20 protein-coding genes and 1 pseudogene are annotated in these 20,900 nt (G+C 55.4%); 12 read left to right on the top strand and 9 right to left on the bottom strand.

Annotation, left to right across the window (positions count from 1 at the left end):
- Positions 1-5 precede the first annotated feature (5 nt).
- On the bottom strand, positions 6-1,373 hold the full coding sequence (locus AC07SZ_RS13130; protein WP_494914563.1) for a glutamine synthetase family protein: 1,368 nt from the start codon (positions 1,371-1,373) through the stop codon (positions 6-8).
- Positions 1,374-1,418: 45 nt separating this feature from the next.
- Positions 1,419-2,195, bottom strand: a complete 777-nt coding sequence (locus tag AC07SZ_RS13125) for an N-formylglutamate amidohydrolase (protein ID WP_494914562.1) — start codon at positions 2,193-2,195, stop codon at positions 1,419-1,421.
- Between the two features lie 148 nt (positions 2,196-2,343).
- On the opposite strand from AC07SZ_RS13125, the gene AC07SZ_RS13120 reads away from it, so the two are divergent.
- Positions 2,344-3,216, top strand: coding sequence for a MurR/RpiR family transcriptional regulator (locus tag AC07SZ_RS13120; RefSeq protein WP_494914561.1), 873 nt, complete (start codon positions 2,344-2,346; stop codon positions 3,214-3,216).
- Positions 3,217-3,262: 46 nt separating this feature from the next.
- On the opposite strand, the gene AC07SZ_RS13115 is transcribed toward AC07SZ_RS13120, so the two are convergent.
- Positions 3,263-3,910, bottom strand: a complete 648-nt coding sequence (locus AC07SZ_RS13115; RefSeq protein WP_494914560.1) for a GntR family transcriptional regulator — start codon at positions 3,908-3,910, stop codon at positions 3,263-3,265.
- Positions 3,911-3,922: 12 nt separating this feature from the next.
- Positions 3,923-4,660, bottom strand: a complete 738-nt coding sequence (locus tag AC07SZ_RS13110) for an aspartate/glutamate racemase family protein (RefSeq protein WP_494914558.1) — start codon at positions 4,658-4,660, stop codon at positions 3,923-3,925.
- A 167-nt stretch (positions 4,661-4,827) separates the two neighbouring features.
- Here AC07SZ_RS13110 and AC07SZ_RS13105 point away from each other — a divergent pair, with 167 nt between their 5' ends.
- On the top strand, positions 4,828-5,046 hold the full coding sequence (locus AC07SZ_RS13105; protein WP_494914556.1) for a hypothetical protein: 219 nt from the start codon (positions 4,828-4,830) through the stop codon (positions 5,044-5,046).
- A gap of 223 nt (positions 5,047-5,269) precedes the next feature.
- On the opposite strand, the gene AC07SZ_RS13100 is transcribed toward AC07SZ_RS13105, so the two are convergent.
- On the bottom strand, positions 5,270-5,620 hold the full coding sequence (locus AC07SZ_RS13100; RefSeq protein ID WP_494914555.1) for a RidA family protein: 351 nt from the start codon (positions 5,618-5,620) through the stop codon (positions 5,270-5,272).
- A gap of 4 nt (positions 5,621-5,624) precedes the next feature.
- On the bottom strand, positions 5,625-7,214 hold the full coding sequence (locus tag AC07SZ_RS13095) for an FAD-dependent oxidoreductase (RefSeq protein ID WP_494914553.1): 1,590 nt from the start codon (positions 7,212-7,214) through the stop codon (positions 5,625-5,627).
- Positions 7,215-7,633: 419 nt separating this feature from the next.
- On the opposite strand from AC07SZ_RS13095, the gene AC07SZ_RS13090 reads away from it, so the two are divergent.
- The 4 genes from AC07SZ_RS13090 (at position 7,634) to AC07SZ_RS13075 (ending at position 10,939) form a co-directional block, all read left to right on the top strand.
- Positions 7,634-8,482: a transporter substrate-binding domain-containing protein gene (locus AC07SZ_RS13090; RefSeq protein ID WP_494914551.1), complete on the top strand. Its 849-nt coding sequence runs from the start codon at positions 7,634-7,636 to the stop codon at positions 8,480-8,482.
- A gap of 75 nt (positions 8,483-8,557) precedes the next feature.
- A complete protein-coding gene (locus AC07SZ_RS13085; protein WP_494914549.1) occupies positions 8,558-9,307 on the top strand; it encodes an amino acid ABC transporter permease in 750 nt (249 codons plus the stop codon).
- 56 nt (positions 9,308-9,363) lie between these two features.
- Positions 9,364-10,176, top strand: a complete 813-nt coding sequence (locus tag AC07SZ_RS13080) for an amino acid ABC transporter permease (RefSeq protein WP_494914547.1) — start codon at positions 9,364-9,366, stop codon at positions 10,174-10,176.
- 13 nt (positions 10,177-10,189) lie between these two features.
- Positions 10,190-10,939, top strand: a complete 750-nt coding sequence (locus AC07SZ_RS13075) for an amino acid ABC transporter ATP-binding protein (protein ID WP_494914545.1) — start codon at positions 10,190-10,192, stop codon at positions 10,937-10,939.
- A 198-nt stretch (positions 10,940-11,137) separates the two neighbouring features.
- Here AC07SZ_RS13075 and AC07SZ_RS13070 read toward each other — a convergent pair.
- Positions 11,138-12,294, bottom strand: a protein-coding gene (locus AC07SZ_RS13070) for an IS3 family transposase (protein ID WP_494914543.1) whose coding sequence is annotated in 2 segments (ribosomal slippage) — positions 11,138-12,042 and positions 12,042-12,294 — 1,158 coding nt in all. Because the reading frame shifts where the segments join, the coding sequence is not laid out codon by codon here.
- 210 nt (positions 12,295-12,504) lie between these two features.
- Here AC07SZ_RS13070 and AC07SZ_RS13065 point away from each other — a divergent pair.
- From AC07SZ_RS13065 to AC07SZ_RS13050, 4 genes are all read left to right on the top strand, one after another.
- Positions 12,505-13,839 carry an LLM class flavin-dependent oxidoreductase gene (locus AC07SZ_RS13065; protein WP_494914541.1) on the top strand — a complete coding sequence of 445 codons (1,335 nt, stop codon included), beginning with the start codon at positions 12,505-12,507 and terminating at the stop codon, positions 13,837-13,839.
- A complete protein-coding gene (locus AC07SZ_RS13060) occupies positions 13,840-14,397 on the top strand; it encodes a flavin reductase family protein (RefSeq protein WP_494914540.1) in 558 nt (185 codons plus the stop codon).
- A 79-nt stretch (positions 14,398-14,476) separates the two neighbouring features.
- On the top strand, positions 14,477-16,216 hold the full coding sequence (locus tag AC07SZ_RS13055; protein ID WP_494914539.1) for a cobalamin-dependent protein: 1,740 nt from the start codon (positions 14,477-14,479) through the stop codon (positions 16,214-16,216).
- Positions 16,217-16,751: 535 nt separating this feature from the next.
- Positions 16,752-18,107 carry an IS5 family transposase gene (locus AC07SZ_RS13050; protein WP_494914537.1) on the top strand — a complete coding sequence of 452 codons (1,356 nt, stop codon included), beginning with the start codon at positions 16,752-16,754 and terminating at the stop codon, positions 18,105-18,107.
- A 352-nt stretch (positions 18,108-18,459) separates the two neighbouring features.
- Here AC07SZ_RS13050 and AC07SZ_RS13045 read toward each other — a convergent pair.
- Positions 18,460-19,616, bottom strand: a protein-coding gene (locus AC07SZ_RS13045; protein ID WP_494914536.1) for an IS3 family transposase whose coding sequence is annotated in 2 segments (ribosomal slippage) — positions 18,460-19,364 and positions 19,364-19,616 — 1,158 coding nt in all. Because the reading frame shifts where the segments join, the coding sequence is not laid out codon by codon here.
- A gap of 113 nt (positions 19,617-19,729) precedes the next feature.
- Positions 19,730-19,894: a hypothetical protein gene (locus AC07SZ_RS13040; protein WP_494914727.1), complete on the bottom strand. Its 165-nt coding sequence runs from the start codon at positions 19,892-19,894 to the stop codon at positions 19,730-19,732.
- A 29-nt stretch (positions 19,895-19,923) separates the two neighbouring features.
- Here AC07SZ_RS13040 and AC07SZ_RS13035 point away from each other — a divergent pair, with 29 nt between their 5' ends.
- Positions 19,924-20,136, top strand: coding sequence for a hypothetical protein (locus AC07SZ_RS13035; RefSeq protein ID WP_494914535.1), 213 nt, complete (start codon positions 19,924-19,926; stop codon positions 20,134-20,136).
- Between the two features lie 53 nt (positions 20,137-20,189).
- Positions 20,190-20,615, top strand: a pseudogene (locus tag AC07SZ_RS13030) (transposase); the annotation flags it as partial.
- Positions 20,616-20,900 lie beyond the last annotated feature (285 nt).

The following is a 20,900-nucleotide window of genomic DNA, read 5'->3' as shown; positions in this document are numbered from 1 at the left end:
ACCTGTCAGCAGCCTTCGAAGCCGCGGGCAATTTCCCAGTCGGCGATCAGCCTGTCGGCCACGTCCTGTTCCCAGCGGGCGGCATGAACATAATGGTCCACCACCGCGTCGCCGAATGCCGAGCGCAGCAGGCTGGACCCGTCAAGGGCCTCCGTCGCGTCGCGCAGCGTCCGTGGGATCTCGCGCACTTCCGTTCCGCCATAGGCGTCGCCCAAGAAAGGCGCCTCCAGCGGCAGTTCGCGCTCGATGCCGTCGATGCCGGCTGCGATCAGCGCGGCCATCGCTAGGTAGGGGTTGAGATCGGAGCCGCCGACCCGGCATTCGATGCGGAGGCCCTTGGTACCCTCGCCACACAGGCGATAGCCCGCCGTCCGGTTGTCGCGGCTCCACACCGCCTTGGTCGGCGCGAATGTGCCGGCGACGAAGCGCTTGTAGGAGTTTATGTAGGGCGCGAGGAACGCGGTGATCTCGGAGGCGTGGGCGAGCAGGCCAGCGACGTAATGCTGCATCAGCGGCGACATGCCGTATTCGGCGTTCTCATCCAAGAATTTCGGTGTCTTGCCGTCGGCGCTCCACAGCGACTGGTGGATGTGCGACGAGCTGCCGGCGGCCTTGGCGTTCCATTTCGCCAGGAAGGTGATCGACTTGCCCCGCGACCAGGCGATCTCCTTGCAGGCATTCTTGATTATGACATGGCGGTCGGCCATGGTCAGCGCGTCGGCATAGCGCACATTGACCTCGCCCTGTCCCGCCGAGGCCTCGCCCTTGGTGTTCTCGACCGGGATGCCGGCGCCCTGCAGGCCGTTGCGGATGGCGCGCATGACATCCTCTTCCTTGGTGGTCTGGAAGATGTGGTAGTCCTCGTTGTAGGCGCTCACGGTGCGCAGGTCGCGATAGCCCTGTTCCTCCGCCTCCTCGTAGCTCTGGTCGAACAGGAAGAATTCCAGCTCGGTGGCCATGAACGCCTTCAGGCCCATAGCCTCCAGCCTGGCGACCTGCTTCTTCAGGACGGCGCGCGGCGAATGCGGGACTTCTTCGTGCGTGTGGTGGTCGAGCACGTCGCAGAGCACCATGGCCGTCGCCTCCAGCCACGGCACGCGCCGCAGCGTCGACAGGTCCGGCTTCATCACATAATCGCCGTACCCCGCTTCCCAGCTGGTGGCCTTGTAGCCCGGCACGGTCTCCATCTCGAAGTCGGTCGCCAGCAAATAGTTGCAGCTGTGCGTCTCCTCATAGGCGCCGTCGACGAAGAACTGCGCATGGAAGCGCTTGCCCATCAGCCTTCCCTGCATGTCGACCTGGCAGACGATGACGGTGTCGATCCGCCCCGCCAGGACGTCGGCCTTCAGTTCTTCGAATGAATATCCGAACATGTTTTATCCTTGCTGGCTGCTCGATCCGCGAACGGATCGCTGTGACTATGGATTTTCCGCGTCGAGCGACGTGACCAAGGCACTCAAGAGATGCTTTTCCACTTTCGCCCGAGATGTATCATCGGCAAGGAGGTCATTGCGTATCTCGATCATGACATTCCGCAGTCCGTTGCGCACGCCGTGCTCGACCAGCGTGTGAGTAACCCCGTCCTCCGGTCCGTAAGGATCGTTGCGCCTCACCACGAAACCGGACGCGCTTTCAAGCGAGGCGATCACCCTGTCGGCGAAGCGCGAGTCGCTGTCGTGGAGAATGCCGATCTCCGTCTCGCGCCGCACGCCCTTGAACAAAGGCGTGAAGCTGTGGATCGTCACAAGCACGCAAGGCTGACCCGAAGCGGCGCGCCTGGCGATCTCCCGCGCAACGGCAGCTTGGAACGGGCGGTAGATGCCGTCGACACGTGCCTGCCTTTCCGCGGGCCCCATGGCGATGTTGCCGGGGACCTGAAAGATCTCGCTCTGCTTTGGAATGGCGCTGTCGGCCTCGGGCGGGCGGTTGCAGTCATAGGCAAGCCGCGAGAAACGCTGATGGATAAGGCAGGCGTCGAGCTCGTTAGACAGAAACAGCGACACGTCGAGCGCGCCCGGATCCCAGGCGATGTGGCTGGAGCGCAGCTCTTCCGACAGACCGAGGTCGCCGAGGCTGCGCGGGATCATCTTCGAGGCGTGCTCGCAAATCAGGAGGACGGGCGACCGGCCTTCCGGACGCTCCACAGCGACCGGCTTCCTCTCATCTGCGGCAAAGATCGTGTTCAACAGTTCCACCGGAGCCTCCAAGCTCTGAAAATAATCGTTCAGAAGACTTCATCTGTCAAACCAGTTTTGAAAACTTTTCTTCACTCGTTCATTTCCATGCGTGGCGCTAGACGCGGTTGATGCTAAGGTGGCGGCTAATTGCGGGAGGACGGTGCGCTTGAAAACTGACACGAAAGTCCAAGACATCATACGGTCCAGCTTTGGCCGGCTGACCCGGTCTGAGCGGCAGCTAGCGAATGCGCTCACCTCCCACTATCCGATGTCGGCATTGGGATCGATCACGACCATTGCGGAACAGGCCGGCGTGTCCACGCCGACTGTCGTACGGATGGTGCGCAAGCTCGGATTCAAGGGTTTTCCGGACTTCCAGACGCACATTCACGAAGAACTCGAGACGACACTGTCTAACCCGATCGCCAAGCACGATCGTTGGGCGAACGACGCACCGGACACTCATATCCTGAACCGCTTCGCCGAGGCGACGATCGCCAATCTACGCGAAACTCTGTCGGGCATTGGGACGAGCGACTTCGACCGCGCGCGGGATCTATTGAAGGATCTGCGCAACCACGTCTACATCGTGGGTGGGCGTATCACTAAATCGCTTGCCGAGTACCTCTTTACCCACTGCCAAGTGATCCGCCCTAACGTTACGCTGATCGCCCCCACTCCCAGTACCTGGCCGCACTATGCTCTGAACATGAAGTCGAGAGATGTTCTGATAATCTTCGACATCCGGCGCTACGAACGAGAGATCGAAACGCTCAGCCGGATAGCCGTCGAGCGTGGCGTTCGTACGCTACTTTTCACCGATCAGTGGAAATCACCGGTCGCGAAGTCGGCGACGGTCGTATTTCGTGTGAAAACCGAGGTCCCTTCAGCATGGGACTCTTCGGTGGTGACGATGTTCGTCGTGGAGACGCTGATCGAGGCGATTCAAAATTCGGTATGGAAGATCACGCGCGATCGCATGAGGGACCTTGAAGATTTACTTGAAACCAGCCAGCTGTTCCGCAAGCCGCGTATGTAATATGTATTGCCGGCGTACTCGCAAACCTCTGTCGAATGAATCCCAACTATTCAATAGAATTTTTTAGATAATTAATTACCCGTGTAATACTGGAATTGATCAATGCCTCGGCCAGTATCGAATTTCTGTCGATAATGGCAGATATGATATTGAGATGTCTGATCTTTACATCCTCGATCGACAGAGTTTTGTTCATGTGCATGCGATTTATTACACGTACCCTGTCGATTATACTCGCATATTGCGCCCTCAGGATATCGTTGTTCGCAGCTTCGACAAGCTGCACATGAAACTCCATAAACCGCTCGTTCAAAGAAAAATAGCTCTCTAGCTTTATGTCGAGTTCAGAATAACATTCTACGCTCTGGCGAATGAGGCTTAGCTCCTCGTCAGTGGCTCGTTCGATGCACAAACGGACAGCGCATTTCTCGAGCGCCTCACGTACTAGATAGGTGTCAATGACCTCGGCGAATGTGAACCGCTTAACCTGGACGCCTTTGCTCGCGCGCTCTACAAGGCCATCCTGTTGCAGTTTCAGGATCGCGTCGCGTATCGGGGTGCGGCTGATCTTAAATTTTTCCGCGAGAAATTCCTCTGTCAGGACCGCACCGGGTGGAAAGGTGAAGTCGATTATATTCCTCTTGAACGCGTTATAAGCCGTATCTTTCTTCGCGTTCGATGCTTCCTGGTCCATATCATCACCGGTTCAGTAACGGCCGCTGTATGTCTTTGGCCTCACCGAAGCAGCGACATGGTTTATCATTGTCACAAAATCAAAAACCGGTTTTCCGGTGTGGCGATGAATTGCGGCTGCGTAGGGCGGCATATTGGAACACTCTAGGAGAAAAGCACCGATATTCGGATGATCGGCAAGCATATTGTCGACGGTGGTCAGCATTTCGCATTCGATCGCTTCGCTGTCCAGTGTATCGGTCTCGTCCAGCATCGGCCCGCGGAAATTGGGCATCCGCTCCATTCCGGCGACATGGATCTTCGCTAGCGGATTCGGATAGGCGCGGATCAGCAGATCGTCGGTCAGCCGTTCCTTGTTGGCGCAAAGCAGTCCGATCGACTGTTTCGGCCCGAGTAGCGATCCTATCAAGGGAAGCTGCAGCAAGCTCGACAGCATGACAGGGATAGATACGGCTTCAGCGACCAGTTCCTGAAAATGCATCATGTAGCCGCAGTCGCTCGTGATAGCCGCGACGCCGGACGCCTCCAAGGCTCGCGCCGTCTCGATCACCCTATCTTTCAGTGACAGATCGCCATCGTCAATGAGACGTGCCAGCGTGACATCCGGAACTGTTTTGTAGAGCACCGGATAGTCATAGGTGTAGGCGTTGCCTACATCGCCAGGAATGAAGGGAGTGCGGCAGTCGATCAGCAAAATCCCGATATCGTGGCCATAGCAATCAGCCCCGCGGCGTACCTTGTAGATTGGCATGGAATTCTCCCTTCAATATCGATTGGTCGTAAAGGGCTTGGATCGATTTGAGGCGCATCGTCATTCACCGGATCGCACACAATCCTCCCCGTGCTACCGGCCAGCGTCAGCCCAAGGTACCGTGCCCGAATGTATAGAGGACGTCGGACCGCATGGCAGACCTTCCGATGAGCAAGATCGAATCGGGCATCGAAAATCGAAAGCCGAACCAGTCGGAAATCTTTTCTCTCAGCGTCGGCAGAAAGAACCACGCGGTCCATTCGATCACAGCTGCGCGCACGTCGCGGAAGGGTTTGTCCAGTCCCGAACTCGACCACCCCTGCGATGTGCAGGCCATGCGAGAGCAGAACCATGTAGAAGTCTGTGGACGGGTAGTAGGTCGGTGAGTGCAGCGGAGAGCATTCGGTTGCGAACACGATATTGTAGCCACGCTCGGGCTCAAAACATATCCGCTTGTCAATTTAAGCCCCCAGTGTCGTCGACTAGGTACAGCCGACATCCTACGGCCAGACCACAAGAGCCAAGGGCACAGGACAATCCCAATACCAGCACCGATGACGACGATTTCCTTGCGATCACTTTCGCGTAACAGTCGAGATTCTCGGGCATTCAGACTTTCTTAGCCGTGAACACTACTTCAATCCGCACGCCTCTGCCCAGATCGTTGACGCCGATCGTCGCGCGCGACGGGCGATGCTGCTCCGGAAAGAAATCCCTCCAGACGTCGTTCATCCCTGGCTTGTCGGCCATATCGGTGATGAACACTTGCGCGAATGCGATCCGGTCGATCGAGGAGCCGGCATCCGCCAGAAGTTTCTTCGCCTGTTCCAGCAGGCTGCGCGTCTGGCCGCGAATGTCCTGAGACAAATCTTCGCCGACAAGACCCGCGAGATAGACCGTATCGTCGGCGATCGATGCGCCATGCAGGACGTCGTAGAGTTCGATCCGCTCGATCGTCATGTCGTCAGTTCCTCTTCTGGTTTGGTTCGAATAAGTGAAATTCGCGCAGGTACGCGTAGTACTGCTTGATTTCGTCTCGGACGCGATCGGCGCCCCATTCGTTCATCTCCCGGAGAATTTGGCCGACGTCTTCGACCACGTCTGTCCCCATGTCCTCCCGCCATCCGAACGGTAGGCGCCTGAACATGATATCGACAAGGCTCGCTGCCTGTTCATCGACGACGGCACTCCTAACCGCTTGGGCAAGATCTCCGGTTTCTGCGTAACGAATGTCAGCCGGTACCGGTCTTTGGAGCATTTCCTGCCGCCTAGACGGATCAGGGAGACCGATCTTGACTTCTATAGCATCCGCTACATCACGGCCGGTTTCGCGGTGAAGCATGATCGGGCCGGCTGTCAGGCCAATCACATTTGGCGCTGCGGCCTCCGACAGGTCGTGCAGTTCCCGGCGGCGGGAGCCGATGGGATTGCTAAGCTTGTTCTCCCGCTTGTATTTCTCCAGCATCGGCTGATCGTAGGTCCACGGCCTGACTCCAGCCCAGGCGTAGATGATGTCGCTCCTCTTCAAATTGAGGGATGGAAACAGGATGCGTGCCTCGCTCAGCAGGAACTGCACTTCAGGTTCCTCGGGAACGATCTTGTCCCTTTCACCCTCGAAGAGCGTTTCGGTGGCGCCGATGTAGTGGATGCCCTTCCAGGGTATGCAGTAGATGGGCTGATCATGGCTGCTCATCGTCATTATGGCGAACTTTTCGTAACCGGCGGGCAGCTTGATCGCTATGTGGATACCCTTAGTGCCAGTAATCTTCCGGCCAGCGTCCTTCAGCGAGATCGAGCCGTTGACCTGGTCGAGCCAGATTCCGGCAAGGTTAACGATGGACTTCGCTTTAAGAACCTTAATTTCGTTCTGCTCAGACCGCATATCCTGCACCGAAATATGCCAGAGCCCTTCGACGTGGTTGGCCGAGAGGACGTTCGCATAGTTGAGCGCCATACCACCTCGTACCTTCATCTCGAGGATCATGTCGCAGACGATCCGTTCGGGCCAATCGAACTGATAATCACGGAACATGAACACGTCCTTGAGCGGTGTGGACCTGTCCAGCGCCGCCAATAGGCCGTGAGCACGTAACTCTCTGCGGGTAAGTCGGCGGTTGTTGATCGGTACACTGCTGCGCCCCAGCAGGCCGAGCGCTATGAAGCCCAGGTTCAGATGGTAAGGACGGTAACTCCCACCACGATTAATCGGAAAATATACGTCAAGCGGATTTATGCGCTCCGGCCAGCCAACGACAAACTCCTCGCGGGTTTGCATAGCGAGCTTCGCCATGCGCAACGCGTTAGCCAAAGACTTCGGGTTCGCTAGGAACGTGCGGATCGGCGCATTCGACCCGTTTGCGAAATATCGCAGTCCTAAATGAAGGAGGCGCGTGGATCTGCTGCTGGTGCCGCCACCAAAGTCTCCCTTATCGAGAATGGCGACGTCGTAGCCTCTCTTGGCTAATTCCAATGAGGCCGCGGAACCATTGATCCCAGAGCCGATGATCACGGTGTCGAAGACTCGGCTGCCGACAATATCGAGTCGCGATGACATTTGGCCTCTCGGAGAGTTGAATGTTGTAGCAATAGGCCGACTTCGTATACATTTGTCAACTAGCTAGACTTCGGTTTCGGGTCAGCAAATTGCTCTAAGCGACGTCGAGTGTACGCCGTGTGTCAGGCTAACAAGCTGAAAATATATGAGAAAATCGGATTTTTGGATTGGCTAAAAAAGATGGAACCATGAGATCGCATCGCCGACTCACAGCTAAACCGACGATGACGCTCTCATAATTGTGTACATATAGCTTGACAGCGGGATGTCGTCGTGAGACGCTTCCGCCTAACAAATGAGGCGCTAGCCCGTTTAGCTATAAGCTAGAAGCCGGGGAACAAAGAAATAAGAGAAAGCAGTCGCTGTCGCAAAGTGACGTACTTAACCGTTGATATACAACCACCAAGAGGAGAACTGCCGTGGTCAATGGATTTAGTAAAGCTGTCATAAGTTGTGCTTTGGTAGCTCTCATGATGACTTTTGCGTTACCAGATACGGCTTCAGCTGCAAATGACCGATTTAAAGAAGTCCTACAGCGCGGAACGTTGCGGGTAGGAGTTCAGGGGGCGTTGCGTCCTTGGTCTTACCGTGACAGCGATGGACATTTGGTCGGTATCGAACCCGATCTCGCGGCGGATGTAGCCGAGACCTTGGGTGTTAAGCTCGAGTTGGTGCAGATCGAAACCGCCAACCGCATGGAATTCCTAAAACAAGGAAATATAGATCTGATCATTGGTGCGATGTCAGATCAGCCTAGCCGACGTAAAGTTGTCAGCATGGTGCAGCCATACTACTGGATTTCGGGTGTCAACGTCTTGGCAAAAAAGGGTGTCATTTCAAGTTGGGATGACATTCGGGGCAAGCCGGTTTGCGCCAAGCAGGGTTCTTACTTCATCGATCCCGTAGAGCGGACATTCGGAGCAACATTTGTCTCCTTTCCCGCAGACGCAGAATCCAAGCAAGCATTCAGAAGCGGAAAATGCGTCGCCTGGGTGTCCGATGATACCACGATTCAGCAGTCAATAGCCGCCGGCGAATGGGACGGCTACGAAATGCCGCTTGAAACTAAATTCCTGAGTTATTGGAGTGTAGGCGTTCCATTGGAAGAAGGTAATGGGATTTGGGGCCGCTTCATGTCTGGAATGGTCACTTATTGGCAGAGAGAAGGCAAACTTGTCGAATTGTCAGCGAAATGGGGGGTTGAGCCGAGCCCTTGGCTGCTCGATCAGCATAAGAGGTTCGAAGAATTACTCAAGAAACCAGAATAAGCTCCGATTGAAGCGGAGGTGAGGTAATACCTCACCTCCGCGTGAGTTATTTAATGCTACATCGGAGCAGTCAACGTGTTCGACCATCATATAGCCCCGTTTTTCACTTACCTATATGAATCCTACGGGATAAACTTCGTTTTCCTTTACGATTACGGAGTGTTTCGAAAGCTTATATCGGGCATTACAATTTCCTTGGAACTGATGATTGCTAGCGTAGCTCTGTCTATCATTGTCGGCATTGTCGGAGCCGCGGCCCAGGGCACACATTCAAGGGCGATACGAACGACGGTATCGTGCTACATTCAATTTTTTCGTAACACGCCGCCGTTCGTGCAGTTGCTGTTCTTCTACTTTGGCTTGGGATCTTTCACGCCCCAAGTGGATATGGGTGGCTATTTCCAACCGGTCATTAGCTCGTTCGGATGGGCGGTGCTGTCTCTTGGCTGCTTTGGAGGAGCATTCAACGTCGAAATCTTTCGCTCCGGCATCGAGGCGGTTCCTACGTCCACTAAGGAGGCAGCTGATGCTTTGGGATACACGCGGCTACAAGCTTATCGATATATCGTCCTACCGCTTGCAATGCGAGTTTCGTTGCCGGCTCTAGGAATCAATCTGATCAGCCTGATGAAAACGACATCGCTCGCATACGCAATCTCGGTACCCGAGATTACCTATCAGGCAAATCAAATATGGTCGGACAATGTCAACGTTCCTGAGATGATGTTAGTTTTGTTCCTATTCTATAACATCGTAATAAGTTTGACAGCTTGGAGCATTCAAAAAATTGAGTTCCGGCTCGCTCTTCCGGGCTATCGGCGATGACCGGGGCTAATTCTCAGCACGGATGCCAACAGCATGTTTCTGCTAGGTCAAAATCGATGAACAAGACCCGCATTAGAGATCGTTCATTATTGCCTTTCCTTTCACCGTGGCATGGTCTCGTGTTGCTGTTGACCATTATTTTATCACTGGGAATCGCGGAGGCGCAAACAGGCGCCCAGGAGGGTCCCAATGCTTTCGAGACATTGCTGACCTGGACACCATTCATTTTGCGTGGATTCCTGATGAACCTCGCGATGAGCTTCGTTTCGATGTTTCTGGGAACGTTTTTCGGGGTCCTGCTCGGCTTGGCTCTCGTCTCTACGAGCGGCCTCGTGCGTATGTTTGCTCGCTTTCTTATGAGAATTTTTCGAAACACGCCGGGACTTGTTCTCCTGTTTGCCGTGATATTACTCGTTCCGTATCAAATCTCGATCTTCGGATATAATGTCGTCATTCCGCCGTGGGTCAAAGCAGCGGTTGCGTTCTCTTTTCAAGTACTCGCAAACATCGCGGAAATCGTGCGTGGCGCGATTATCTCGATTCCAGAGGGTCAATGGGAATCTGCAGAAAGCCTGGCGTTCACACGCAGACAAATACTTTGGATGATTATCTTGCCTCAGTGTGTGAAGCGCGTATTGCCCTCCTGGATGAACTGGTACGCAATTATGGCGGTTTCTACACCGATTGCCTCCATCGTCGGTGTCCCCGATGCGGTGGGGAACGCCCGGCAAGCAATGGCCGCTGCTGGCGCACGCCAAGAATTTCTGATCCCATTTTACGGGATGATTCTGCTTTTGTTCTTTGTCTACATCTATCCGATTGCGCGCTGGACCAGTTGGCTGGAGCGCAAATATGCGGTCAAAATCTAGCAAGAGTAAAAAAATGCCACAGTGGAATTCCGCAAGGCCGATGGTGTCAGTACAAGACGTGCACAAGTCATTCGGTGCGTTAGAGGTGTTGAAAGGTATATCGTTTGATGTCTTCAAGGGACAGACCGCTTGCCTAATCGGCCCTTCAGGTTCCGGTAAATCGACGATAATCCGGTGCATCAACGCTTTAACACCATTTCAAAAAGGTTCGATCGAAGTAGAGGGGCAAAAGGTTAACGATCCGCACCTCGATAAGCTATCATTGCGAAAGAAGGTAGGAATTGTATTTCAACAATACAATCTTTTTCCGCATAAGACGGCGCTAGAGAATCTCATGATGGCGCCAATACATGTATTGAAGCTGCCTAGAGAAGAGGTGCGCGAGCGCTCAATGAAGTTGCTGGAAAAAGTACGTCTTTCAGACAAAGCACATTGTTATCCAGGCGAGCTGTCCGGCGGTCAGCAGCAGAGGGTTGCGATCGCTCGTTCGCTTGCCATGGAACCCGATGTTATGCTGTTCGATGAGGTGACTGCCGCTCTCGATCCAGAAACGGTGAAGGAGGTGTTGTTGGCGATTAGGCAGTTGGCTGCAGAAGGCATGACGTGCATTCTCGTCACACATGAAATGGGCTTTGCGCGTGAAATAGCGCAAAATATTTGCTTTACCGACCGCGGCCTAATTGTCGAGCAAGGCCCACCCTCGGAGTTCTTTAAGAACGCTCGAGATCCACGTACTCGTGCATTCTTAAGCCAGGTTTTGTGAAAGGTTAACTTACTGTTACTTGCCAAGTCTATCTTTAAACTGTCAAATCATATTTTTCTGCTATTGGCTGTGATTTGGATGATATCGATTTCGTGCCGTAGCGCAGATCTAATAATTGTTAGATTATTCTTTATTAAGACGCGATCTCTGAGTCGTTTGCAATATTTATCTGATAAATTTTGACCTGCCACTGAACTTTCATCCAGCGGCGACTAGAGCCTCGGCCGTTTCTGTTACGCCGTAAGGCGTGGGTTGGGCAACCGGATGTCCGGTTGCGGTAAAGACCTCGGCGAAGGCCGCCGGGGTCTGATATCCAAGCGAGGAGTGAGGCCTCGCGGTGTTGAAATCCTCCCTCCATTCGGCGATAGCGCTCCGCGCATGGTCGATGCCGAAGAACAGGCTCTCGTTCAAGAGCTCGTCTCGCATCCGGCCGTTGAAGGATTCGACATAGCCGTTTTGCATGGGCTTGCCTGGCGCGATGTAGTGCCATTCGACACGGTGATCCTTCGACCAGGCAAGGATGGCGTTGGAGGTGAACTCGGTGCCGTGGTCGGAAACGATCATGTCCGGCTTGCCGCGACGGCTAATCAGATCGGTCAGTTCACGTGCCACCCGACGACCGGAGATCGATGTGTCCGGGATCGCAGCCAGGCACTCGCGCGTCACGTCATCGACGATGTTCAGCACGCGAAAGCGCCGCCCACAGGCGAACTGGTCGTGCACGAAGTCCAGTGACCAGCGCGCATTCGGTCTTGCCCCGACCAGGATCGGCGCTCGCGTGCCCACCGCTCGTCGCCGCGCCCGGCGCTTGCGAACAGTCAACCCTTCCTCGCGATAGAGCCGATAGATGCGGTTGATGCCAGACAGTTCGCCCTCCCGCCGCAGCAGGATGAACAACCGCCGATAGCCGAAGCGCCGGCGCTCATTGGCAAGGTCCCGTAGCCGGCCGCGCAGTTCAGTCTCTGGCGGGCGGCACGATCTGTAGCGGATCATCTTGCGGTCCGCACCGACGAAGGAACAGGCCCGCCGCTCCGACAGGCCCATAACGGCCTGCAGATGCGCGACGGCTTCGCGCTTGGCGGCGGGCCCTACCATTTTTTTGACAGAAGCTCCTTCAGCGCCGCGGCCTCCAGCATCTGGTCCGCCAGCAGCTTCTTCAGCTTCGCGTTCTCGTCTTCCAGAGCCTTCAGGCGCTTGGCGTCGGATACGTCCATCCCGCCATACTTCGCCTTCCAGTTATACAGCGTCGCCTCGGAAACCCCGTGCTTGCGAGCCAGATCGCCAGCCTTCGCGCCCGCCTCATGCTCGCGCAGAACCGCAATGATCTGCTCTTCCGTAAATCGCTTCCGCTTCATTAGTCCGTCCTTCGATCAAGGGCCGGACTCTAATCTCAGATGGAGGAAAAACTCAGTGGCAGGTCAATTTCGCGCGACGTTGAGCTTAGATCGGCCAGAAATTCTTTACGACTTAGCCGATGATCGATATTACTCTGATTTTCTCAGATAGGTCAAATAAAGTGGCGTGGCCAACATCGAACGTTTCAGGGATAACAAGGCGTTTAACAAATGACGAAAAAGAAAATCAAGCTCGCTTTGTCCATGCGCGGAGTGGGCTACCACCAAGCGGCCTGGCGCCATCCGAACGCTAAGCCAGAAGACGAGATGTCTATCAGACTGTATCAAGAATCCGCTCAGACCGCTGAACGAGGTCTGTTCGATATGATTTTCTTCGCAGATGGCATCGGCGTTCGAGAAAAAGGAAGCAAGGACGCAATCGCGCGGTTCAGCACGATCTCGCGGATTGATCCCCTCATGCTCTTGCCGGCGCTCGCCATGGTCACGAAAAATATCGGCCTGGCTGCAACAGTATCAACGACCTATAATGAGCCTTATAACGTAGCTCGCCGTTTTGCATCTCTCGATCATATTTCATCTGGCCGTGCTTGCTGGAATGTCGTTACGTCTTGGTCTGACGCTGAAGCCCATAACTTTGGCCTCGACGCCCAGTTGGACAAAACGCATCGCTATCACCGCGCTCATGAATTTGTCGAGGTGGCGTTTGGTCTTTGGGATAGCTGGGAAAGCGGGGCGCTGGAGTTCAACAAGGCCCACGGACGTTTCTTTGATCCTTATCGAGTTCACGACTTGGATCATGAAGGTGATTTCTTTAAAGTCAAAGGACCGCTGAACGTTTCGCGATGCCCCCAAGGTCGACCGGTTATCTGTCAAGCTGGCGCCTCTAAACTCGGTCAAGATATGGCCGCAGAACAGGCGGACGTCGTATTCTGCGGTGCTGACAGTGTTGATTCCGCACGTGATTACTACAGTTCAGTGAAGGGCCGCCTCGAAAATTTCAACCGTACACGGGACGACATCCTAGTCATGCCCGGAGTTTCCGTCATAGTTGGCGACACCGAAGCGGATGCGCAAGGCAAGTATCAGTATCTTCAATCCCTGATTCATCCCGATGCGGGCAGAGCGATGCTCGAGATGTACATGATGGAAGTACCCGATATCGATGTCGATGAACCGCTCCCCAAATCTTTAGGCGTAAATACCCGCTTGAGTATGGGGGAAGCGATGCGGAAACTAGCCGACGAGCCGGGGATGACGCTTAGGCGTTGGTATGAAAACGTCGCCAACGCCCGTGGGCACGTCAATATAATCGGCACCCCCGAGCAAGTCGCAGAAAAATTGGCTATGTGGATCGACACCAACGCTGCCGATGGGTTCATCGTGGCGCCGTCCGTCGTTCCCAACAGCATCGACGAATTCGTTGATAAGGTCATCCCTGTGCTCCAAGACATGGGACGATACCGGACACAATATGAAGGTTCCACACTGCGGGAGAACCTCGGCCTGAGGACACCAGTCAACAGATTTTCGACTGTATCTTCTTAGATGGATGAAAAAGTGATGAATACGGCAAGGCTTTCAAATTCGATAATGCCGTCTGTAGAATTTCTAACGGCCTGGCGTAAGCATAGCTCCAGCGTTATTGCTATCGCCACTGCTGATGCGGGCAACCGCTATGTCATGCTTGCAACCTCCATTTGCTCCGTTTCGGCCTATCCTCCTTCATTGCTGATCTGCGTGGATCAGTCCGCATCTATCCATGCCCACATCAATCGCCGCGGCGCTTTTACGATAAATGTTTTGGCAGCGGAGGATCGCGACCTCGCAAATCATATATCAACGAACAGTGGTTGTGAAAGGTTCACACAAGGAAAATGGCAAGAAATACAATCTGCGGACGAAAATATCGATGGACTTCCGTGGCTTTCGACGGCGCAGTCAAGTATCGCGTGTCGCGTTAAACTGTCCTCAGCCTATGGAACCCACACCATCTTTATTGGCAACGTATCGATGATCCTGGGCGGGAACCCTGAAGTCGATCCTCTCTGCTACTGCAACGGGTCTTACCAAAAGCTGACCCGTATTGAAACTCACGTCTCATGACACGATTCCTCGAGAAGAATAAATCTTCATAAACGACCGCCTCGAATATGTCTCAGGCGCCAGAAACTTGGGGTTATAGATGTTGACTCTTGACGACGTGCAGGCGCTTAGCAGCAGGCATTTGCGCAGTGGAAAGGAACTTATCACCGAGGGGCGTTCCATGGCTCGGGAATGGCGTCTGGGCGGCAGTCCGTTTTCCATACAGCGGTCGGTCGCCTCGGAAGCTGAATGGAAGCGGCGAACTTCAGCCGCCGGACGCGTCATGCAGCACGCTCATATAGGATTTCGTCACGTTGAGCGTACCATAGAAGCTATTCGCGAAATCTATGGACGCTGCAAGGACACGGGCATAACAGTCGATCGGTTCGGAATAACCTTGGACTGGTCGATGGGTTATCCCGAAGCCATGCGTAAGAATGTTTCGCGCGGAACGGGAATCGTTCTGAAAGGAGCTGAGGATTTCGCCCGTATAACGCACGCCGCCCCATCGGCCTCTCACTTTGGCGACTTCATGCTCGGCTTGCCTGGTGCAATCGAAAATACCAGAGCGGCTATTGTGGCCGGGGCATCATGCATAGGCAATCTCGGGCAGTATTTTACGTTTCGCTTACCCTATTGGGACGATGATGTTGCGACGACAGAGGTCACAGTGACTGCATTAGGCCTGATCGCCGGCCAGGATTCGGAAGTCCTGGTTCATTCAAATCTTGATGATGGTTTTGCCGGTCTGTTTATAGACATGTCCTGCTCGCTTGGGATGGCTCTTATCGAGAAATACATTGTAGAAGATCTTGTCGGGGCTCGTCTGGCGCACTGTTACGGACATCATTTCAGTGATCCTCGTTCTCGGATGGCTTTTCACTCGGCCTTGAAACAGGTGAATGACACGCCCGGTACAATGATCTTTGGTAATACAGTTGCATATCAGTCGTCTGCCGCAGGTAACTATGCGAGCCTCGCGAGCTATCTCACCGCCGACATTCTGGCTTTGGGGCGATGGCCGACCGGTCATGCGATCAATCCAGTGCCGGTCACCGAAAACCTGCGCATCCCAGACATCGATGAGATCATTGACGCGCAGACATTTGCTCACCGTCTCATAAATCATGCTCCCTACTACGAACCTCTGATCGATTGGTCGTCCGTGGAGGCTTTGGCCGACAGACTGGTGGTCGGTGGTCGGGAATTCGCCTCGTCGGTTATAAATGGCTTGGCCGAAGCTGGAATCGATATCTCCGACGCGGCAGCTGTATTGCTCGCAATCCGTCGAATCGGGCCGAAGCGCCTGGAGCAACTCTATGGCCCCGGCGTTGAAACAACCCAGGGACGCCACCCGCTTGTCCATGCTGAATGGGCTCGAGAACTTTATGAAAAAGCCCAACACTGGACGCGGCTGCAACGACCTCTAGATGCAGCCCAGGAACTGACAGTTTGCATCGGTACGACAGACGTTCACGAGCACGGCAAATATCTAGTGGAGGAAGTGCTCAAAGGTCTAGGAGTATCGATCGAAGATGCAGGAGTCGCGGTCGATCCCGAGCACTTGGTCTCTCATTCGATGGACGTGGGCGCCGACGTCATCGCTATCAGCACCTACAACGGCGTCGCGCTTTCATATTCAAAAGCTGTGAAAAAAGAGCTTGAACAAAAAGGAATGGATATACCCATAATAATAGGTGGAAAGCTGAATGAAATACCAAACAATAGTAATTCTGGCATTCCCGTAGATGTAACAAGTGAACTTAAGAAACTTGGAATTACTCCGTGCAAAAACCTTGATGAAATGCTCCTAGAATTACGAAGATTTAAGTCGGGTTAATAAAATTATTATTATAGATGCAATCTGCATTAAATCGCATGCTGGCCTGGCGGAGAAATGCTGCCGTGATTCGTCTCAAGCTTTACCACTGCATTTGTAAGGTGCGTCGGACAGCCGCAGCAATCGCTGCAGCAAACTTATCGAGCGCCTGATCGGAATCGTTGACGGGACAATGTGAAAACGATTACAGTATTCAAAGGTATACCCGTATCATGTATTAGAACCCGATGCGCAGATTTCCACAAGGAAAAATGCCAGTGCCTTCTCTTTAAAAACTGACGTAAGCGTTTAGTGATAACCACCGATTTATAATTTTTGTCCACTTTATACAACAGCCTAACGTAGCTAGTCAGTCGTGAAAAACCCGCAACCGCCTGCGTTGGTTGGATTTTTGGGCGGTTTCAAGTATTCGATTTCGCAAGGGTTTGGGACTTTGGGGCGTAAAAGTTTGCGATTTCGCCGGACGTCTTGGTTCGAGGTTTTCAGCGTTTGCGAAGTATGATTCACTCCTCGGGTCGAAACCGGGGAATGTCTGATGCGTCCAAAGCCGCCGTCAAAAGCCAGCAACGAGGACCTGTTCCGCTCGCGACTGGACGCGATTGTGGATGACCGCCACGAGTTGGTTCGGCTGGCCATGCTGATCGACTGGAACCGTTTCGATGCGGCGTTTGGCGGGCTTTATGTTGACAAGACAGGCCGACCGGGCTTGCCGACACGGCTGATGGTCGGGCTGCATCTGCTCCAGCACGCCAAGGGACTGTCCGACGATGCGGTGTGCGCCCAATGGCTGGAAAACCCCTATTTCCAAGTCTTTTGCGGCGCGACCTATTTCGAGCACAAGCTGCCGCTGGATCGTTCGTCAATGACGCGCTGGCGGGGCCGGATTGGCCAGGACAGACTGGAGGAGTTGCTGGCCGAAACCCTGGCGGCGGCTCAGAGGGCCAGGGCGGTGGATGCCGGCAAATTCGAACGCATCACCATCGATACGACCGCCCAGACCAAGGCCGTGGCGCACCCGACCGACAGTGGTCTTCTGCTGCGCGCAGTGGAATGGTTGAACCGTTTCGCCAGGCGGCATGGCCTGGTGCTGCGTCAATCCTTCGTGCGGCTGGCGAGCCGCGCCCGACGCGAGGTCTCACGACTGATTCACACCCGTGGCCACAAGCAGGCCCTGCGTGAAGTCCGCCGCATGCGCACCTTTGTCGGCCGGCTCTATCGTGACATCGGCCGCAAGATCGCCGGTCAGCCGGACCTGGAGGCGGCCTTTCGACCCGTCGCCGAACCGATCGCCCGGCTGCTCGCACAGAAGGCCGGCGACCCCAACAAGCTCTATGCCCTGCATGCTCCAGAGGTGGAATGCATCGCCAAGGGCAAGGCTCGCACCCGTTATGAGTTCGGGGTCAAGGCATCCTTCGCCGTCACCAATGCCCGCGCCAAGGGCGGACAGTTCATCGTCGGCGCCCAGGCCCGGCCTGGCTTGCCCTATGACGGCCACACCCTCCAAAGCCAGATCGCCCAGGTTGAACGCCTGACCGGCGCCAGGGTCGAGCGCGCCTATGTCGACCGCGGCTATCGCGGCCACGGCTTGACCGCACCGCAAGTCTATCTGGCCAACACCCGCGGTATCGCCTCGCCGACAGTCAAGCGTGAACTCAAACGGCGAAGCGCCGTCGAACCGATCATCGGACACACCAAGGCCGACGGAAAACTCGAGCGCCACTGGCTGAAGGGCGCCCACGGCGACGCCATCAACGTCATCCTCGTCGCCGCCGGGCACAACATCCGCCTGCTCCTGGCATGGCTGAGGATCTTTTGCGCCTTGCTCCTGGCCACGCTCGGCGCTGCCGCGGCGCTGACCTCAATCACAAGGGGTCGACCGACGTTCGCCTAAACTCACAAACCGCAGAAATCGAGTTCTTCACGACCGACTAGCTATAGTCATGAAGTTCGACAGAACAGGCTTCCACCCTCAATCCAGCGATAGTAGACTAAACATAGCATACGAGCGGAGATCGTGAAATCCACTATCTTGGTAACGTGCGCTATTCGTGATCAATTTCGGCACGGACTCTTAGATAAGCACTGCCGATGAAGGTGTGGATGGCGCCGGTAGCCAAGTCCGCGAATGTGGCAAGGTAGACATCGGGATTCACTCGAAGGGAGTAACCTTGATGCCTGCACTGATTATCGGCCTTGACCTGGCCAAGCATGTTTTCCAAATCCACTGACCTGCCACTGAACTTTCATCCAGCGGCGACTAGAGCCTCGGCCGTTTCTGTTACGCCGTAAGGCGTGGGTTGGGCAACCGGATGTCCGGTTGCGGTAAAGACCTCGGCGAAGGCCGCCGGGGTCTGATATCCAAGCGAGGAGTGAGGCCTCGCGGTGTTGAAATCCTCCCTCCATTCGGCGATAGCGCTCCGCGCATGGTCGATGCCGAAGAACAGGCTCTCGTTCAAGAGCTCGTCTCGCATCCGGCCGTTGAAGGATTCGACATAGCCGTTTTGCATGGGCTTGCCTGGCGCGATGTAGTGCCATTCGACACGGTGATCCTTCGACCAGGCAAGGATGGCGTTGGAGGTGAACTCGGTGCCGTGGTCGGAAACGATCATGTCCGGCTTGCCGCGACGGCTAATCAGATCGGTCAGTTCACGTGCCACCCGACGACCGGAGATCGATGTGTCCGGGATCGCAGCCAGGCACTCGCGCGTCACGTCATCGACGATGTTCAGCACGCGAAAGCGCCGCCCACAGGCGAACTGGTCGTGCACGAAGTCCAGTGACCAGCGCGCATTCGGTCTTGCCTCGACCAGGATCGGCGCTCGCGTGCCCACCGCTCGTCGCCGCGCCCGGCGCTGGCGAACAGTCAACCCTTCCTCGCGATAGAGCCGATAGATGCGGTTGATGCCAGACAGTTCGCCCTCCCGCCGCAGCAGGATGAACAACCGCCGATAGCCGAAGCGCCGGCGCTCATTGGCAAGGTCCCGTAGCCGGCCGCGCAGTTCAGTCTCTGGCGGGCGGCACGATCTGTAGCGGATCATCTTGCGGTCCGCACCGACGAAGGAACAGGCCCGCCGCTCCGACAGGCCCATAACGGCCTGCAGATGCGCGACGGCTTCGCGCTTGGCGGCGGGCCCTACCATTTTTTTGACAGAAGCTCCTTCAGCGCCGCGGCCTCCAGCATCTGGTCCGCCAGCAGCTTCTTCAGCTTCGCGTTCTCGTCTTCCAGAGCCTTCAGGCGCTTGGCGTCGGATACGTCCATCCCGCCATACTTCGCCTTCCAGTTATACAGCGTCGCCTCGGAAACCCCGTGCTTGCGAGCCAGATCGCCAGCCTTCGCGCCCGCCTCATGCTCGCGCAGAACCGCAATGATCTGCTCTTCCGTAAATCGCTTCCGCTTCATTAGTCCGTCCTTCGATCAAGGGCCGGACTCTAATCTCAGATGGAGGAAAAACTCAGTGGCAGGTCACCACGGAACCGACCAGAACGGCGAAGTCGTTCGTAACCGCCCGATTGTTACCGCGGAGATTTCGCCTTGACGCGCGCGATGAGTTCCTCGTCGTGGACGAAGGCTTGGAGGAAGTCGTTCCAATCCTCGGTTGAACGGCGAGCATTGACAAGCATCTGCTCCAGCTGGACGCTTCTATTAATCTCGCCATTTCCGTCGGTTTGTGATTCCATCGGCCTGTTCGCGGCGATGGGGGATTTCGATGGGGGCTGCACCGGGGTTTTTCGATGTCGATGATCGGCTTCGACGATTGAGCGACCTGGGCGATCAACTCGAAGCCTATGGGCGGGTTGTGGATTTCGAGGCGTTCCGGCCTGATCTGGAAAAGGCGCTGGCCTACCCGCGCTTCACGACCTTGCGCGCGGGTCCAGCGAGGCCGTCCTGCCCGATGAAGTTCGCGGTTGTGTCGAGCTGATCATGGGACAGATCGACGATCTCCAGGTACGCGTTGCTGCGCTTGAAAAGGCAATCCTCGCCAATCATCGCGCCAGCGAGATCAGCCAGAGGCTGCGGACCATTCCTGGCATCGGTCTCATCACCGCATCGGCCATTTCGGCGACAATCGCCGATGCCCGTGCATTCAAGTCCGGTCGGCACTTCGCGGCCTGGATCGGCCTTGTTCCACGCCAGAGCGGCACCGGCGGCAGGGTCTATCTCGGCCGCATCTCGAAGAAGGGCGATCCCTATCTGCGCAAGCTTCTGGTGCTGGGCGCGACGGCTGTGATCCGATATTCCCGCAATAAGCCCGGGCTTGCAGACTGAATCAACGGCCTGCTTGCGCGGCGGCCGACCCGGGTGGTGACGGTGGCGGTCGCCAATAAGCTGGCACGGATCGCCTGGGCGGTCATGCGTCGGGGCGAGAGGTTCAATCAGGCCTTGTCAGCAGTCGCCTGAAATATAGTATCGATATCGATGTCTGCCTGAGAACAAGCGGGATCCACCCTGACGATGAGGGTGGGGCAATGGTGAGAGCGACGACGACGTAATGGCAACCGGTCGAAGGACCGACGATCTGGAAAATCTGAACCTGTGCACGTGCTTCAGGCACGACCGAGATGAATAGATCCAGATCAGCGGACTACCATTAGGGCCCTGCGGACAATCGTTCCGCTTTCATGAGGCCGGAACGATGACCGCATCCCGACTTTTACAGGTTGCTGAAAACGTCGAAGAAGTTTC

It is taken from the genome of Mesorhizobium sp. GW821-FHT07A06 (genome assembly GCF_059419085.1).
The sequence above is the reverse complement of the archived record's forward strand: the minus strand, read 5'-3'. Positions and strand labels throughout refer to the sequence as shown.

What these genes read in the sequence shown, in the direction of transcription:
- AC07SZ_RS13130 (WP_494914563.1), bottom strand. Translation starts at nt 1,373, where the DNA reads ATGTTCGGATATTCATTCGAAGAACTGAAGGCCGACGTCCTGGCGGGG.
- AC07SZ_RS13115 (WP_494914560.1), bottom strand. Translation starts at nt 3,910, where the DNA reads ATGGACCAGGAAGCATCGAACGCGAAGAAAGATACGGCTTATAACGCG.
- AC07SZ_RS13110 (WP_494914558.1), bottom strand. Translation starts at nt 4,660, where the DNA reads ATGCCAATCTACAAGGTACGCCGCGGGGCTGATTGCTATGGCCACGAT.
- AC07SZ_RS13105 (WP_494914556.1), top strand. Translation starts at nt 4,828, where the DNA reads ATGAGCAAGATCGAATCGGGCATCGAAAATCGAAAGCCGAACCAGTCG.
- AC07SZ_RS13100 (WP_494914555.1), bottom strand. Translation starts at nt 5,620, where the DNA reads ATGACGATCGAGCGGATCGAACTCTACGACGTCCTGCATGGCGCATCG.
- AC07SZ_RS13095 (WP_494914553.1), bottom strand. Translation starts at nt 7,214, where the DNA reads ATGTCATCGCGACTCGATATTGTCGGCAGCCGAGTCTTCGACACCGTG.
- AC07SZ_RS13080 (WP_494914547.1), top strand. Translation starts at nt 9,364, where the DNA reads ATGAACAAGACCCGCATTAGAGATCGTTCATTATTGCCTTTCCTTTCA.
- AC07SZ_RS13075 (WP_494914545.1), top strand. Translation starts at nt 10,190, where the DNA reads ATGCCACAGTGGAATTCCGCAAGGCCGATGGTGTCAGTACAAGACGTG.
- AC07SZ_RS13065 (WP_494914541.1), top strand. Translation starts at nt 12,505, where the DNA reads ATGACGAAAAAGAAAATCAAGCTCGCTTTGTCCATGCGCGGAGTGGGC.
- AC07SZ_RS13060 (WP_494914540.1), top strand. Translation starts at nt 13,840, where the DNA reads ATGGATGAAAAAGTGATGAATACGGCAAGGCTTTCAAATTCGATAATG.
- AC07SZ_RS13055 (WP_494914539.1), top strand. Translation starts at nt 14,477, where the DNA reads ATGTTGACTCTTGACGACGTGCAGGCGCTTAGCAGCAGGCATTTGCGC.
- AC07SZ_RS13050 (WP_494914537.1), top strand. Translation starts at nt 16,752, where the DNA reads ATGCGTCCAAAGCCGCCGTCAAAAGCCAGCAACGAGGACCTGTTCCGC.
- AC07SZ_RS13040 (WP_494914727.1), bottom strand. Translation starts at nt 19,894, where the DNA reads ATGGAATCACAAACCGACGGAAATGGCGAGATTAATAGAAGCGTCCAG.
- AC07SZ_RS13035 (WP_494914535.1), top strand. Translation starts at nt 19,924, where the DNA reads ATGGGGGCTGCACCGGGGTTTTTCGATGTCGATGATCGGCTTCGACGA.